The organism is Salegentibacter flavus (assembly GCF_900115145.1).
In the GTDB taxonomy this organism is placed as follows: domain Bacteria; phylum Bacteroidota; class Bacteroidia; order Flavobacteriales; family Flavobacteriaceae; genus Salegentibacter; species Salegentibacter flavus.
In genome coordinates, this window is record NZ_FOVL01000013.1 from 23,675 (window position 1) to 39,193 (window position 15,519).

Below are 15,519 nucleotides of genomic sequence, written 5' to 3' on the forward strand. Positions count from 1 at the left end.
ATTGCGATGTGGTTGCCACAACTCTTGCTATTTTTGCAAAAAGAAATTTCTAGTAAAATGGCACATAAAGCAGGATTTGTAAATATTATAGGAAACCCCAATGTGGGAAAATCAACGCTGATGAATGCTTTTGTGGGCGAGAAACTCTCTATCATCACCTCCAAAGCACAAACCACCCGACACCGTATTCTTGGGATCGTAAACGGGGAGGATTTCCAGATGATCCTTAGCGATACCCCGGGAATAATAAAACCGGCTTATCAGCTTCAGGAATCGATGATGAGTTTTGTGAAATCGGCCTTCGAGGATGCCGATGTGTTGATCTATATGGTTGAAATTGGCGAACAGGAACTTAAAGATGAAGCTTTTTTCGATCAGATCATCCAGGCTAAAATTCCTGTTTTATTACTGCTGAATAAGATCGATAAATCCAATCAGGAAGAATTGGAATCCCAGGTAGCATTATGGACAGAAAAAGTGCCTAATGCTGAAATATTCCCGATCTCTGCTCTGGAAGGTTTTAATGTTGCCGAGGTCTTTAACCGTATTATAGAACTATTACCTGAAGCTCCGCCATTTTACCCAAAGGACACGCTTACCGATAAACCAGAGCGTTTTTTCGTAAATGAGATCATTCGCGAGAAAATTTTAATGCATTATAAAAAGGAGATACCTTATTCCGTAGAAATCGATACCCAGGAATTCTTTGAGGAAGAGAAAATCATCAGGATGCGCAGCGTGATAATGGTTGAGCGTGATACTCAGAAGGGAATTATCATTGGCCATAAAGGTGCGGCCTTGAAAAGGGTAGGAGTGGAAGCCCGAAAAGACCTGGAGAAATTCTTCGGGAAACAGGTGCATCTTGAACTATATGTAAAGGTTAACAAAAACTGGCGCAGCGACCAGAGACAGCTTAAACGTTTTGGATATAACGATTAAATCAGAACCCAGTTTGTCCTAAAGGCCGTTTTTCAGACTAAAAAATATGCGGTTTAGACTTTTCAGTCAAACCCGATTTTTTACACTAATTTTGCATTTTAATAAAAGAATAAGCTATGAGCAATATTGTTGCTATCGTGGGAAGGCCAAATGTAGGGAAATCAACCTTTTTCAACCGACTCATTCAACGCCGGGAGGCGATCGTTGATTCGGTAAGCGGGGTGACCCGTGACCGTCATTACGGGAAATCTGACTGGAATGGAAGGAAATTTTCACTCATCGATACCGGTGGTTATGTAATAGGTAGCGACGATATCTTTGAGTCCGAGATCGATAAGCAAGTGGAACTTGCCATAGACGAAGCCGATGCCATTATTTTTATGGTAGATGTTGAAAGTGGGGTAACTCCAATGGATGAAGATGTTGCCAAATTGCTTAGAAAAGTTGATAAACCCATACTTCTTGCCGTAAACAAGGTAGATAACAATAAACGCCTTGAGAACGCCGTAGAATTTTATTCCCTGGGACTGGGAGAATATTTCCCAATTGCCAGTACTAATGGTAGTGGTACGGGAGATCTGCTGGATGCTTTAATCGAGGCCCTGCCCGAACAGGAAGCCGATGAGGAGTCTGAACTTCCGCGCTTTGCCGTGGTGGGACGTCCCAATGCCGGAAAGTCTTCCTTTATTAATGCCCTTATCGGGGAAGAACGCTACATAGTAACCGATATCGCCGGGACTACCCGCGATTCTATGGATACAAAATATAATCGTTTCGGTTTTGAATTTAACCTGGTGGACACCGCCGGAATCAGGCGAAAATCCAAGGTTAAAGAAAACCTTGAGTTTTATTCGGTGATGCGCTCGGTGCGTGCCATAGAGAACTGTGATGTTTGTTTGATCGTGCTGGATGCAACCCGCGGATTTGACGGGCAGGTACAGAATATCTTCTGGCTGGCAGAAAGAAACCGTAAAGGAATAGTGATCCTCGTAAATAAATGGGACCTGGTAGAGGACAAGGAAACCAATACGATGAAGGAATACGAGGCCATGATAAGAAAAGAAATAGAGCCTTTTACCGATGTGCCGATCGTATTTATTTCGGTGCTAACCAAACAACGTATCTTTAAAGCTATAGAAACCGCCGTAAAGGTTTATGAAAACCGAAGTAAAAAGATAAAAACCCGCGAACTTAACGATGTCATGTTGCCTATCCTGGAACATACTCCGCCCCCTGCCTATAAAGGTAAATATGTTAAGATAAAATTTTGTACACAATTGCCAACGCCGCAGCCTCAGTTCGCTTTTTTCTGTAACCTGCCGCAGTATGTGCGCGATCCTTATAAGAGGTTCGTAGAGAATAAACTGCGTGAGAACTTTGATTTTAATGGTGTTCCGGTAGCTGTTTATTTCAGGAAAAAATAAAAAGGCGTTAACCTATGTAACATTTAGGAGGTCTAACTACCAATGTAGTCAGATAGGACGTAATGTCCTTATTCATCAATTTTAACGACCTCCCTTAATGAGAATTTTCTTATTCCTGGCTTTCTTTTGTTTTGCCGGGACCTTAGCCGCGCAAAATTTTGAAATTTCAGGAAAAGTTGTCGCACCCGACGGATCTCCGTTGGAATCTGCTACTATATATACCGAAAAACCTTCAGACAGCAGTCTGGTAACCTATACTATTTCAGAAAGAGACGGGAGTTTTCTATTGAAGGGAAACACTTCCGCTGAAAATTTAAATTTTCTGATTTCCTTCGCCGGGTTTAGACCTTATAAGCAAAATATAAAGCTTAAGGAGAATACAAATCTTGGGACTATAGAAATGGAAATTCAGGATGCCCTGGATGAGATTTTGGTAACCGGAACCCGTGCACCAATTTCGGTAAAGAGAGATACCTTGGAGTTCAATGCGGCTTCTTTCGCCACCAGGCCCGATGCCAACCTGGAGGAATTGCTCAAAAACATTCCGGGGGTAGAAGTGGACACCGAAGGCAATATTACGGTAAACGGCAAGCCAGTTCAACGAATTCTGGTCAACGGAAAAGAATTCTTCGGGGACGACCCCAAGATCGCGACCAAGAATCTTCCGAAGGAGATCATAGATAAGATCCAGGTGACCGATACTAAGACCAAGTCGGAGGAATTTACCGGAAAGGCAGGCGATTCTGAAAACCAGACCATAAACATTAAACTTCAGGAAGATAAAAATAAAGGCTATTTCGCCAGGGCCACTGCCGGCGGCGGAACAGACGATCGCTATGAACTTAGCGGAATTGGCAACTATTTTAAAGATGATATGCGTATAAGTGCGCTGGCCAGTTCCAATAATATCAACAGCTCGGGCTTTAGCTTTGATGAGGTTTTTGATATGATGGGGCGTAATGCCAGGATGATGAGCTTTAACCGCGGAGGTGGCTTTAGCATTAACGGGAACAGCTTTGGGAGCAGCGGTGGGATCACCAAATCTGAAACTGCCGGTTTCAACTTTGTGAATGAATGGAATGATAAGCTTGAACTAAGCACCGATTATTTCTTCGGAAGAAATGACACCGAAACCATGACCATCACCGAAAGAGAGAATATCCTGCCCGATTCGCGCTATTATTCCAATTCCGAAAATACCGGAAATCTTGTAAACGATAGTCACCGGGCCAATGCCAGGTTTGAGATAGAATTCGATACGCTTACCCGTTTATCGATTAGACCAAGATTAAATGCCAACCGCGGATTTTCAGCCAGAACAAATACTTCTGAGTCCCTTAATGAAGATCGGGAATTGATCAACAATACCCAAACCTCTAATAATGAGGAGATAGAAAGCAATTATTTCAGCAATAACATAGATTTTATCAGGCGTTTTGGGAGCAGGGGAGCTTATTTGCAGGTAGATCTTTCCCAGAGCCACAACGATCAGAAAAATGAAAATGTTTATTATTCTGAAACCAATATTTTCCGAGGGGATCAGGCCGGGGAAACACAGATCCAGGACCAGTATATTGATGAAGAGCAGAAAGAAAATAGCTTTTCAGCAGGGATAAGTCAGCGCAGCGTACTTACCGATAATTTATTTCTTGACCTTTCCTATGATTTTTCTACCGCCAAATCTACTAATGTCAGAAATGTATTTGATGCTGAAAACAATGCCTACACCAATATTAATGAACAGCTTAGCAACGATTTTGAGGTGAACAGTCAGAAGAATATACCTAATCTTGGATTGAATTATGAAGGGGAATCGCTGCGATGGAGCACAGAGGCCGGACTCTTAAACACCAGGCTGAAAACAAATAATTTCAGGGATGATGTCTCATTTGACAACACATTCAATAATCTTTATCTACGGGCGAATGTTCGTTATGAGATAAGTAAGTCTCAAAATATTTATTTCAATTACCGCACCGATGCCAATGTACCTTCAATCCGGCAGCTGCAGCCGGTGGCCGATCGCACCAACCCTTTGAATATATTGGTAGGAAACCCAAGTCTCGATCCCGCCTTCAGCCAGGATTTCCGCCTGTACTATCGAAATTTCGATTTTGCAACTCGCAGCGGATTCTTCGGCCATTTTTCGGCCAGTTTTACCGATAACAATGTAGTGGCTTATACCACAACCGATGATGATCTCGTGCGAACAACCACTTATACTAATGTTGATGGTGCTATGAATGCCAATGCGGGAATGAATTACAGCAAAACCTTTAAAAAGGAAGCCAGAACCCTGGGATATCGATTTGGATTAAACGGGAGCTACAGCAAAAATGTTGGATTTACCAATGCCGTAAAGTTCAATTCTAAGAACTACGGGATAAGACCTAGTGTGCGGCTAACTTATACCATAGAAGATTTGGTGGATATCAACCCATCTTATAACCTGAGTTATAATGAATCAAAATACGATATCAACCCTGCCCGTAACGAAAATTTTATGAATCATACGGTCTCTCTTGATGCTACTACCTACTGGCCTGAAAATATTGTGTTGGGTAACGATATTTCCTATAATTACTTCGGAAATGTTGCCCCGGGTTTTGATAACTCGGCCTTGCTCTGGAATATAAGTCTGGGATATCAGTTCCTTGATGATGACGCTACCATAAAAGTGAAAGTCTATGATATGCTGAATCAAAATGTTGATACCAGAAGAATGATTGGAGACGATTTTATCCAGGATACCAGCAATCTTATCCTAAGGCGCTACGCAATGCTAAGCTTCACTTACAAGATCAGTAAATTTGGGGGCAAAGATCCCAACCGGAACAGAAGAAGATTTTAGGATTAAAAAATTATTTATAAAGAAGCCCGGCAGTAATTTTGCCGGGCTATTTTTTTGCTGAAATTAAAGTCGATGGAAGAATGTTTCCCGAAGAAACTACCAGCTTCCGCCGGCGCCTCCGCCGCCAAAGCCTCCGCCTCCAAAACCTCCACCGAAGCCACCGCCGCCTCCAAAGCCACCACCCGAAGAACTTCCACCTCCAAAAGTGCCGCGCCCCAGGGAGCTTAGGATAATAGCATCCAATAAGGTGCCTCCTGTACTTCTTCGGCCACCATTGCGGCCGCCCTTGTTCTTATTAACAAGCGAGACTATAATGATAAGGAAGATAATTCCCAGAATTAGAAGCTGCACCGGGATGCCTCCAGATTTTTCTTTGGTTTGAGGTGTCCCCTGGAAAGAGCCTTCCAGGACCTGAAAGATGGCCGTAGTTCCTTTATCAAGACCTCCGTAATAATTATTTTGTCTGAATTCAGGAAGGATGATCTGTTCTATAATTTGTTTGGTTCGGGCATCGGTGAGATATTCCTCCAGGCCGTAGCCGGTAGTGATCCAGATCTTCCTGTCATTTTCAGCCAGTAGAATTAAAAGTCCGTTATCTTCCTTGGATTGTCCTATTCCCCATTCCTCAGCCCAGTGGGCAGCATAGGTGCCCTCATATTCACCCTGTAAAGATTCAATGGTAACCACTACTATCTGGGTAGAAGTAGTATCGGCGTAATTGATGAGTTTTTGTTCAAGTTGCTGTTCTTCTGTGCTGCTTAAAACATCTGCATCATCATAAACACTGGTCTCCTGAGATGGTTTTGGTGGAATATCGCGTTGGCTGTATCCCGTAAATACCAGAGCCAGTGAAAAAAAAACAGTGAATATGGACTTGAGTTGGGTTTGTAACATTTATTCTTTTGAAATGGTGTTGGAAAGTTCATTCGTGTTATCGGGTGACCAGGGGAAGTGTTCTTCCAGCTGTTTTCCGGCTTTGAGGATTCCGTCTACCAGACCTTGTTTAAACTTTCCTTCTTTGAACTGATTTACGATGGCATCTTTTGTGCTTTCCCAAAAATCAGATGGGACTACATCATTGATACCGCGATCTCCATAGATAACGAATTTATGATCTTCCACCGCTACATAGATAAGTACTCCGTTTTCTTCTTTTGTGTTATCCATCTTCAGTTGGTGAAAGACCTCCATGGCCCGCTCGAAGATATCTTTCTCCCCACAGGATTTTTCCAGATGAACCCTGATTTCACCAGAGGTATGACCCTCGGCGGTCCTAATAGCTTCAACTATCTCCTCTTCGTCCTTTTTGCTTAAGAAATCTTCTACCTTGCTCATTTTCTAAAAATCAAATTCTACATCCGGTGCGTCTTCTGCTCCTGCATCTGCCTGGAAACGTTCCATTCTTTCAAAACCGAACATTCCCGCAAAAATATTGTTCGGGAAAACCCTGATATAAGTATTGTAATCGGCTACTGCTTCATTATACCTGTCCCGGGCAACATTAATCCTGTTTTCGGTGCCTTCCAGCTGCGATTGTAACTGCAGAAAATTCTGGTTGGCTTTGATGTCTGGATAACGCTCCACGGTTACCAATAATCGTGATAAAGCTGAACTTACTCCGCTTTGCGCCTGTTGGAATTGCTGAATCTGTTCTGCACTAAGATTGTCGGCATCAACATTCACAGAAGTGGCTCGGGAACGGGCTTCGATAACATCGGTTAGCGTTCCTCTTTCAAAATCGGCAGCACCTTCTACGGTTTGCACCAGGTTTCCAATAAGGTCATTCCGGCGTTGGTATGAACTCTCTACATTGGCCCAGGCCATCTTGGCGTTTTCCTCTTTTTCTACGGAGGTGTTGTTAACACCCGCAGTAAAACTATAAATAACAAAAACTACAATGGCAATAATAATTGCCGGGATAAGCCACTTTTTCATATTTACATTTGGTTTTTAAGGTCGGTTAGTCTTGCTTTTATTCCTTCCAACTTACGGATTATTTCAAAATTATTAAGGGTTTTATGCCCTTCTTCTTTCAGGTGGATCTTAGCTCCCTCCAGGGTAAACCCTCTTTCCTTGACAAGATGAAAGATAAGTTCCAGATTTTTGATGTCTTCAGGAGTGAACTTTCGGTTCCCCTTGGCATTTTTCTTTGGCTTGATAACATCAAATTCCTTTTCCCAAAAACGAATTAGCGAGGTGTTCACCTTAAATGCGGTGGCTACTTCACCAATACTATAATATCTTTTGTCGGGTAGGTTAAGGTGCATTAATCCAGAGATTGGTTTTCCTGTTGTGCTTTTTTCAGTACCTCGTCAAATTCTTCCGGAGACAGATGTCCATAGTAGAAATTAATGGGATTTATTCGTCTGTCGTCTTTAAAGATCTCGTAATGCAGATGCGGGGCCTGTGATCTTCCTGTGCTTCCAACATAGCCTATAACATCCCCGCGCAATACGCGTTGGCCTACTCTAACATTGTATTTGTGCAGGTGGGCATATAGGCTGGTGTACCCATACCCGTGATCTATTCTTATGTGATTCCCGTAACCCGTAGAGCGATTGTCTGCGCGCTCTATTCTCCCGTTTCCTGTGGCATAAATGGGCGTTCCTCGTGGGGCGGTAAAATCCATTCCATAATGGAATTTTCTAACCTTGGTAAAGGGATCTGTTCTCCATCCGTAACCCGAAGCAATCCTGCTTAGGTCTTCATTCTTTACAGGCTGGATTGCCGGTACAGCAGAAAGAAGTTCCTCTTTTTCCCTGGCAAGCTCTGCGATCTCATCTAAAGATTTAGATTGAACCACAATCTGCTTGGTGAGGATATCCATTCGTTTATTGGTTTCAATTATGAGCCTGGAATTATCAAAACCTTCCAGGTTGCGGTACCGGTTAATACCACCAAAACCTGCCCGTCGCTGTTCCTCGGGAATAGGGTTGGCCTCAAAATACATTCTGTAAATATTGTTGTCGCGGTCTTCCACATTGGCCAGCACATCTTGTATCTGGTCCATTTTTTTATTTAGCAGGCTGTATTGCAATTGCATATTCTGGAGCTCTCGTTTTAAAGCCTTCTCCTTTGGGGTTTCAATCTGAGGGATATTGAGATATAACACCAAAAGCAGAAAACCGGCCAGGAAAGAACCCAAAATGCTTAGAAATAGAATGCCTATGCGCCTGCCTTTTCGGCTTTCGATTTTTTTATAGGAAAGCGTCTCGCTATCGTAATAATATTTAACCTTCGACATGAGTCAAATTTATGCTATTTTTGCCTTCAATACGAGCAATTACCGTGCAAACTGTAAAGGCTTAACGAGCAAATATAAAAATTGTTTCAACGCCGTCACAATTTAATAAATTTTAGATTAGAACGTTTTGATGAAATCTCAGGAAATACGCAACCAATTCTTAGAATTTTTTAAGTCGAAATCTCACCAGATAGTGCCCTCAGCACCAATGGTGATAAAAGACGATCCCACCCTTATGTTTACCAACGCGGGGATGAACCAGTTTAAGGAATACTTTCTGGGCAATACCGTGCCAAAATATACCCGGGTTACCGATACCCAAAAATGCCTTCGCGTAAGCGGAAAACACAATGATCTGGAAGAAGTAGGGATGGATACTTACCACCATACTATGTTCGAGATGCTGGGGAACTGGAGTTTTGGTGATTATTTCAAGGAAGAAGCTATTAATTGGGCCTGGGAACTGCTTACCGATGTATTCAAAATCAATAAGGAGAACCTGTATATTTCGGTTTTTGAAGGCAGTGAGGAAGATGGTCTGGGACTCGATACTGAAGCCCTGGAAATATGGAAGAAGATCATTTCTGAAGACCGCATTATCTACGGAGATAAAAAGGATAATTTCTGGGAAATGGGCGATCAGGGACCCTGCGGGCCCTGTTCTGAAATCCATATTGATATCCGTTCTGAGGCCGATAAAGCGAAGCAACCCGGCCGTGAACTTGTAAATGAAGATCACCCACAGGTTGTAGAGATCTGGAACCTGGTTTTTATGCAATATAACCGCAAAGCTGATGGTTCTCTGGAAGAATTACCGGCAAAACACATCGATACCGGGATGGGCTTTGAACGCCTCTGTATGGTTTTACAGGGAAAACAATCTAACTACGATACCGATGTTTTTACTCCGCTTATCAGTGAGATAGAGAAAATCACCAATACCCCTTATGGGACTTCTGAAAAATCTGATATCGCCATCAGGGTGATCGCCGATCACGTTCGGGCCGTTGCTTTTTCAATTGCCGATGGCCAGTTGCCCTCAAACACCGGTGCTGGTTATGTTATACGTCGAATCTTAAGAAGAGCAATTCGTTACGGTTTTACCTTTCTCGACACCAAAGAACCCTTTATCTATAAACTGATTTCAACATTGAGCAAGCAGATGGGAGAGGCTTTTCCCGAGCTTGTCTCGCAAAAAAAGCTTATTGAGAATGTAATTAGGGAAGAAGAGCAGTCTTTTCTTCATACCCTGGATCAAGGCTTGGTTCGCCTGGAAAATATTATCGCTGAAACCGGAGGCAAAAAGGTTTCAGGAAAAAAAGCTTTTGAACTTTACGACACTTTCGGTTTTCCGATAGACCTTACCGCCCTTATCTTAAGGGAGCGCGGCTTTGACCTGGATGAAAAGGAATTTGAAGCCGAACTCAAGCAGCAAAAAGACCGTTCCCGGGCGGCGACGCAAATCACCGCCGGCGACTGGCATGAATTAAATCCCGTTGCCGAGGAAGCCTTCATAGGTTATGATGCACTTGAAGCCGATGTTCAGCTTGCCAGATACCGCAAGGTGGAAACAAAGAAACAGGGCGAGGTCTATCAGCTCGTGCTAACACGAACCCCATTCTATCCTGAAGGGGGTGGCCAGGTAGGGGATAAGGGTTACCTGGAAGAGGCCGATGGAAATAAGATCTCCATCTTCGACACCAAAAAGGAAAATAACCTTATCGTTCATTTTGCTAAGAACCTTCCAAAGAATCCGCAAGGGAGTTTAATGGCAGTGGTGAGTAAAACTCAGCGTGAGGCTACTGCTGCAAACCATTCTGCCACTCACCTGTTGCACCAGGCGCTTCGTTATGTTTTGGGTACTCACGTAGAACAGAAAGGGTCGCTGGTAAAAAGCGATTATCTGCGCTTTGATTTTTCTCATTTCAGTAAGCTGAGTAAGGAGGAACTGGAGCAGGTAGAGGAATTTGTAAATAAAAGGATTGCCGAAAGAATTGCCTTAAACGAGCAACGAAATATTGCCTTTCAGGAAGCCTTAGACCAGGGTGCCATAGCACTTTTCGGAGAAAAATACGGCGAATCTGTTAGAGCCATCGGTTTTGGGGAGTCTATGGAGCTTTGCGGGGGAACTCACGTGATGAATACGGGAGATATCTGGCATTTCAAGATTACTTCTGAAACTGCTGTGGCCAGTGGAATAAGAAGGATAGAAGCGATAACCGGCGATGCTGTTCGCGATTATTTTGCTGAACAGACCCAAGTGCTGGAGCAAATTAAAAATGAGCTGAAAAATGCAAATGATCCTGTTAAAGCGGTAAGTGGTTTGCAGGAAGAGAATTCAGCCTTGAAGAAACAGGTGGAAGCCTTGCTGAAAGATAAAGCCAAAAATCTCAAAACTGAATTTAAGGCTGAAATAGAAGAAATCAACGGGGTGAATTTCCTCGCCAAAATGGTGGATCTTGATGCCGGTGGCCTTAAGGACCTGGCTTATCAGCTGGGGGACGAGAAGGACAATCTGTTCCTGTTATTTGGAACAGAGCAAAATGGGAAAGCACTTCTAAGTTGTTATATTTCCAAGAACCTGGTAAAGAAAAAAGACCTGAATGCAGGACAAATTGTTAGAGAACTTGGGAAATACATACAGGGAGGCGGAGGCGGCCAGCCGTTTTTCGCTACCGCAGGTGGTAAAAACCCAGCCGGACTTAATGAAGCTCTTCAGAAGGCAAAATCCTATATCGAATAAGCTTATTTCCGGATTATTTTAGGAATCCAGGGAGTTATTAAAAAATACTATGGAATTCAGAACCAGCATTCCGATAAAGGAAGAACAGCCAAAGATCGGTTACGATTCGAAGTTGCTGCTGTTGGGATCTTGTTTTGTGGAAAATATAGGAGCAAAACTGGAGTACCATAAGATCAGAAAATTTCAGAATCCTTTTGGGATCTTTTTCCATCCACAGGCTATCGAAACTTTTCTTGAACGTGTGGTTTCTGGCTATCGATATTTCGAGGAGGATGTTTTCTTTTATAACGAGCGCTGGCACTGTTTCGAGGCGCACTCTGCCCTGAGTGATCCTGATAAGGATAGAATCCTTGATACATTGAATCAGAAGCTTGACGAAACCCGGGGTTTTTTAAAGGAAACCAGTCACGTAGTGATTACTCTGGGTACTGCCTGGAATTATACTTTTCTTGAAACCGGATTGTCAGTGGCTAATTGTCATAAACTTCCACAGAAAAACTTTAGAAAGGAATTATCTTCTGTCGCAAGTATTATTCATGATCTGAAAAAGATCTCAGGCCATCTTGAGCAACTGAATTCCAAAGCAGAGCTAATCTTTACCATCTCGCCTATCAGGCATCTCAGGGATGGTTTTGTAGAGAACCAGCATAGTAAATCTAATCTCATCAGTGCTGTGCATTCTGCTGGAAAGGGGACATATTTTCCATCTTACGAGATCATGATGGATGAGCTTCGGGATTACCGGTTTTATGCTGAAGATATGTTGCATCCATCTCCGGTTGCTATAGACTATATCTGGAAAAGATTCATTGAAACCTGGTTTTCTGAAGATGCGATGATTACGCTTGCTGAAGTAGAAAATATACAAAAAGGTCTTGCTCATCGTCCTTTCAATCCGGAATCTGAGGCCCATAGCAGTTTTCTTAAAAAACTGAAGATTCAGGAAGCCAGACTCCGTGAGAAGCATCCTCACCTAAAATTTTAATATTTTATTTACTTTCTACAAACTTTAAATTCATCATAAAATCTTTTGAGTGAGATTTTATTTTGTATTTTTATATAAGATTTTAAACTTCAGAATTTTAAACCGGTTTCCGGTTTAAGGTGCTGGAATTAAGATTTGTTTTCTAAAATTTGTTGGGGTAGATTTTAGAAGTTTTAGCTTATGGACGGGTGGGGCCGTCCATAAGTATTTTATAGAACCACCTAAACTTTCAATTTTGTGCGATCCTGCGAAAACAATCCCTTCTTTCTTCTAATTAAGGCTTTATGAGAAATTTTCTTATCGGTGCAATTTTAGTGCTCCTTGTCGTATTTGGGGTAAGGTATTGTGAAAATCGCGATGATGAGCAGGACCGGCTCGAAGCCGATACCAGCTTGCTTCAGGAACAGATAAAAAATGTGGGAAAACTGGTGGTTACCGAAGGGACTTTCTCCCAGGTTTATAGCTATAAGGATTCCCGTAAATTCTATCTTGATATCTTTTCAGCACGGAAAAAAGCTTTGATTGTGGTTAACGCTACGGCCACGGTTGCTTACGATCTAAGCAAACTGGAGACCGAAATCGATGAAGAAAATAAAATCGTACGTATTCTGAGTATTCCTGAAGAAGAGATCACGATAAATCCAGAGATAAAATATTATGATGTTACCCAGGATTACCTGAACCAGTTTAAGGCTGAAGATCATAATAAGATCAGAAAACGTATTGAAGCCTCCATCAGGAAAAAAGTAGATAGCTCTACGCTGAAATCCAATGCGCAAAACCGCCTGATTAGCGAGCTTCAAAAGATTTATATTCTCACCAACACTATGGGCTGGACTCTGGAATATAAAGACCAGCGCTTTTCAAACTCTGAAGATCTAGAAGAAATAAAACTTTAAGCTATCCGCTAACAAGTTTTTCGTCGATAAGCTCCAAACCGCCTTCGATGAGATGGCTTATGTCCGGACGTCTTATTTTGACTTTTTCCAGGTTCTGTAATGCTTCTTTGGCCAAATCTTCGTCTTTTCCTGCGGTGAGTTCATAGATTTCCACACTCAGCAGCCAGTCGTTTGGATGGTATTTAACCAAAAGGTCCAGCACGGCCTGTAAAGAGAATTTTGCATTTTTCCCTTCTCTTATGTTTCTAACCGAAGCATAGAGTTCTTCTAATTCCTGGCGTTCAGGGGTTTTCTTGCTTTTAATCGTGGTGCTCGACGGGGTGTGGGTTATGAGATCAAAAGACTCTGCATCGGCCGGGCCAGCAAATGCCGAGATTATTTCTTTTCCTACCGCCATATCGAATTTTCCCCACTCGGGTTTAAAGAGAATTTCCTTTCCATAATTGACGGTGCAGTTTTTAAAGCTTATCAGGATTATTTTTCCTTGCAAATTACGGGTTCCGGTAATTATCTCTCCTGAAACTTTTATCCCGCCTTCAAATTCGAGTTCAATTTCTTCCCCTTCGTAAATATCATAGGCCCGAAGATCTCTTGGGCTCATATCTTCAATAGCCAGGTTGATGCCTTTAAGGCTTCCTACCGGGGAGCCGAAACCATCGGGGTGATTGCTCGTGCCGTGGCCAACCAATTCTTTTTCCCGGTGTGAAAGGGCGGTTTTTCCGGTTGTTTGTACATAAATCGGTTTCCCCTCAAATTCAATGACCCTTGAGAAATCACCGGAGATCTGAAGTCCTGTACTTAGCTCTACAGTGCCTATGTTTTTTGATTCTATTAATTTCTGGATCCCTGAAAGGCCTCCACGTCTAAGTGCCATTTTATTGGCAAACTCTTCCAGCACCGAACTTAAATGGGCAAAATCGGGAGTGACGTAAAGCTGAGGTTGAGGTTTGGTAATATCGAAGTCCTGTTTGCTGGCTTCAAGAGTATAAGGGATCTTCTTCACTTTATCGGTCATACACCAGGTGCTCTCTCCTATAGAAGACAGCAGGCCGGCGCCGTAGATCTTGGGGTCTTCCGGGGTTCCTATCAGGCCGTATTCAACGGTCCACCAATGCAGGTTCCTTATCTGGGCCATTTCACTGGGTTTTTCCATATTATTTTGCAGCTCATCCACTTTTTTCTCTGCTGCCTCGATTTCCTCCTGGGGAGTATCTTCGGCTTCTTTTATAATCGATAAATGTCTTATCGCCTCATACATCTCATAATCTTTCGCGCTGGAAATGGCCTTGCAGCCAATCTCTCCAAAACGTCTTAGGTACTCTGCGTATTCAGGGTTAGCTATGATAGGAGCGTGGCCGGCGCCTTCGTGAATAATATCGGGGGCCGGGGTGTATTCTATATGTTCCAGTTGGCGGATTTCGCTGGCAATAACCAGCACATTATAGGCCTGAAATTCCATAAAAGCCGCCGGCGGAATAAATCCGTCTACCGCCACTGCTGCCCAACCAATTTCCTTTAAAATACGGTTCATTCCGTACATATTCGGAATGCTGTCTATAGAAATCCCAGTTTGCCGAAGTCCCTCCAGGTAAGATTCGTGGGCCACCTTGCTCAGGTAGTCTACATTTTTCCGCATTACATAGCGCCATACCGCCTGATTTACAGGGGTGTAATCTTCATGGTTTTGTGGTTTTATGTATTGCTGAAGATGGGCAGGAAGCCTGTCCAGAATTTCATTGGATTCAATTTTATCTAACATAATCGCAAGCCTTAATTTTGATCTAAATATAAAGAATTATGCCTGAAATTAAGAATAAGTCAATGAAAACCCCTGTAAATTATAAATGCCCCTTTTGGAGGGGCATTTATGATATTATTTCCAGTTCTATCGGTCTGAGCCGGGAGGGTATTTCTCCAGGATCTTTTGAACAATTTCGTTAATTCTTTCCTGTTTTTTATTCACTTCGCGGGCAAGAGCGGCGGTACCCATTCCCTGCCATACGAGTTCTTTGTCTTCAGCATCAATTAGGTCAATATAAAGAGTGCCTTCGCTGGTACGGCTTACGGTGTTATAGCCTGAACCCCAGTACCACGGATGCCATCCCCAACCGTATCCCCAGCCCATCATATTGTTCTGGTAGATGTTAATGTTCTCGTTGGTTTTGGTGAAAATACTTACCAGCATATCAGGATTATCAGATTTGGTAAAACCTTTCGCCTGCATTTCTGATTCAATGGCTCTTAAAATACGCTTTTTGTCAAGATCTGAAATTTCAGCTTTATCGATTCCGGGCTTAAAAAAGGCGTAGGTCTGGTAAGAATTGAAATCGGCTTCACGATCGTAATCTGAAGCAACCCTTACGCTGCTACAGGAGGTAAGAAAAACTGCAAGTAGCAGTAAAATCGGAGTAATTTTTAAGAATCTCATAGGTGT

Annotated in this window: 13 protein-coding genes; 6 read left to right on the top strand and 7 right to left on the bottom strand. The window is 42.7% G+C overall.

The window, feature by feature from the left end:
* Positions 1-57 precede the first annotated feature (57 nt).
* The 3 genes from era (at position 58) to BM266_RS10875 (ending at position 5,214) form a co-directional block, all read left to right on the top strand.
* A complete protein-coding gene (gene era, locus BM266_RS10865; protein WP_093409472.1) occupies positions 58-939 on the top strand; it encodes a GTPase Era in 882 nt (293 codons plus the stop codon).
* A gap of 116 nt (positions 940-1,055) precedes the next feature.
* The gene (der, locus tag BM266_RS10870) at positions 1,056-2,363 is read left to right on the top strand and encodes a ribosome biogenesis GTPase Der (protein WP_093409474.1); all 1,308 of its coding nucleotides are present in this window, start codon (positions 1,056-1,058) and stop codon (positions 2,361-2,363) included.
* 97 nt (positions 2,364-2,460) lie between these two features.
* Positions 2,461-5,214 (top strand): outer membrane beta-barrel protein, encoded by a 2,754-nt coding sequence (locus tag BM266_RS10875; protein ID WP_093409477.1) that lies wholly within the window; start codon positions 2,461-2,463, stop codon positions 5,212-5,214.
* 96 nt (positions 5,215-5,310) lie between these two features.
* On the opposite strand, the gene BM266_RS10880 is transcribed toward BM266_RS10875, so the two are convergent.
* Genes BM266_RS10880 through BM266_RS10900 form a run of 5 tightly spaced genes read right to left on the bottom strand, consistent with a single transcriptional unit; the run spans position 5,311 to position 8,458 of the window.
* Positions 5,311-6,108, bottom strand: a complete 798-nt coding sequence (locus BM266_RS10880) for a TPM domain-containing protein (RefSeq protein ID WP_093409479.1) — start codon at positions 6,106-6,108, stop codon at positions 5,311-5,313.
* The gene (locus BM266_RS10885) at positions 6,109-6,549 is read right to left on the bottom strand and encodes a TPM domain-containing protein (RefSeq protein WP_093409482.1); all 441 of its coding nucleotides are present in this window, start codon (positions 6,547-6,549) and stop codon (positions 6,109-6,111) included.
* A gap of 3 nt (positions 6,550-6,552) precedes the next feature.
* Entirely contained in the window at positions 6,553-7,149 is a 597-nt protein-coding gene (locus BM266_RS10890) for a LemA family protein (protein WP_093409484.1), read from the bottom strand.
* A 2-nt stretch (positions 7,150-7,151) separates the two neighbouring features.
* Positions 7,152-7,481, bottom strand: a complete 330-nt coding sequence (locus BM266_RS10895; protein WP_093409486.1) for a MerR family transcriptional regulator — start codon at positions 7,479-7,481, stop codon at positions 7,152-7,154.
* The gene (locus tag BM266_RS10900; protein ID WP_093409488.1) at positions 7,481-8,458 is read right to left on the bottom strand and encodes a M23 family metallopeptidase; all 978 of its coding nucleotides are present in this window, start codon (positions 8,456-8,458) and stop codon (positions 7,481-7,483) included. The genes BM266_RS10895 and BM266_RS10900 overlap by 1 nt, the downstream gene beginning before the upstream one ends.
* A 130-nt stretch (positions 8,459-8,588) precedes the next feature.
* Between BM266_RS10900 and alaS the strand changes: the two genes are divergently transcribed.
* The 3 genes from alaS to BM266_RS10915 all read left to right on the top strand — a co-directional run bounded on the left by alaS (position 8,589) and on the right by BM266_RS10915 (position 13,085).
* Positions 8,589-11,201, top strand: coding sequence for an alanine--tRNA ligase (gene alaS / locus BM266_RS10905; protein ID WP_093409491.1), 2,613 nt, complete (start codon positions 8,589-8,591; stop codon positions 11,199-11,201).
* A gap of 49 nt (positions 11,202-11,250) precedes the next feature.
* Complete coding sequence (locus BM266_RS10910; RefSeq protein ID WP_093409493.1) at positions 11,251-12,186, top strand: GSCFA domain-containing protein; 936 nt, start codon at positions 11,251-11,253, stop codon at positions 12,184-12,186.
* 284 nt (positions 12,187-12,470) lie between these two features.
* Entirely contained in the window at positions 12,471-13,085 is a 615-nt protein-coding gene (locus tag BM266_RS10915) for a DUF4230 domain-containing protein (RefSeq protein ID WP_093409495.1), read from the top strand.
* A gap of 1 nt (position 13,086) precedes the next feature.
* On the opposite strand, the gene BM266_RS10920 is transcribed toward BM266_RS10915, so the two are convergent.
* Together BM266_RS10920 and BM266_RS10925 are read right to left on the bottom strand one after the other, a co-directional pair.
* Positions 13,087-14,844, bottom strand: coding sequence for an aromatic amino acid hydroxylase (locus BM266_RS10920; RefSeq protein WP_093409498.1), 1,758 nt, complete (start codon positions 14,842-14,844; stop codon positions 13,087-13,089).
* 126 nt (positions 14,845-14,970) lie between these two features.
* Positions 14,971-15,513 (bottom strand): DUF4136 domain-containing protein, encoded by a 543-nt coding sequence (locus tag BM266_RS10925; protein WP_093409500.1) that lies wholly within the window; start codon positions 15,511-15,513, stop codon positions 14,971-14,973.
* Positions 15,514-15,519 lie beyond the last annotated feature (6 nt).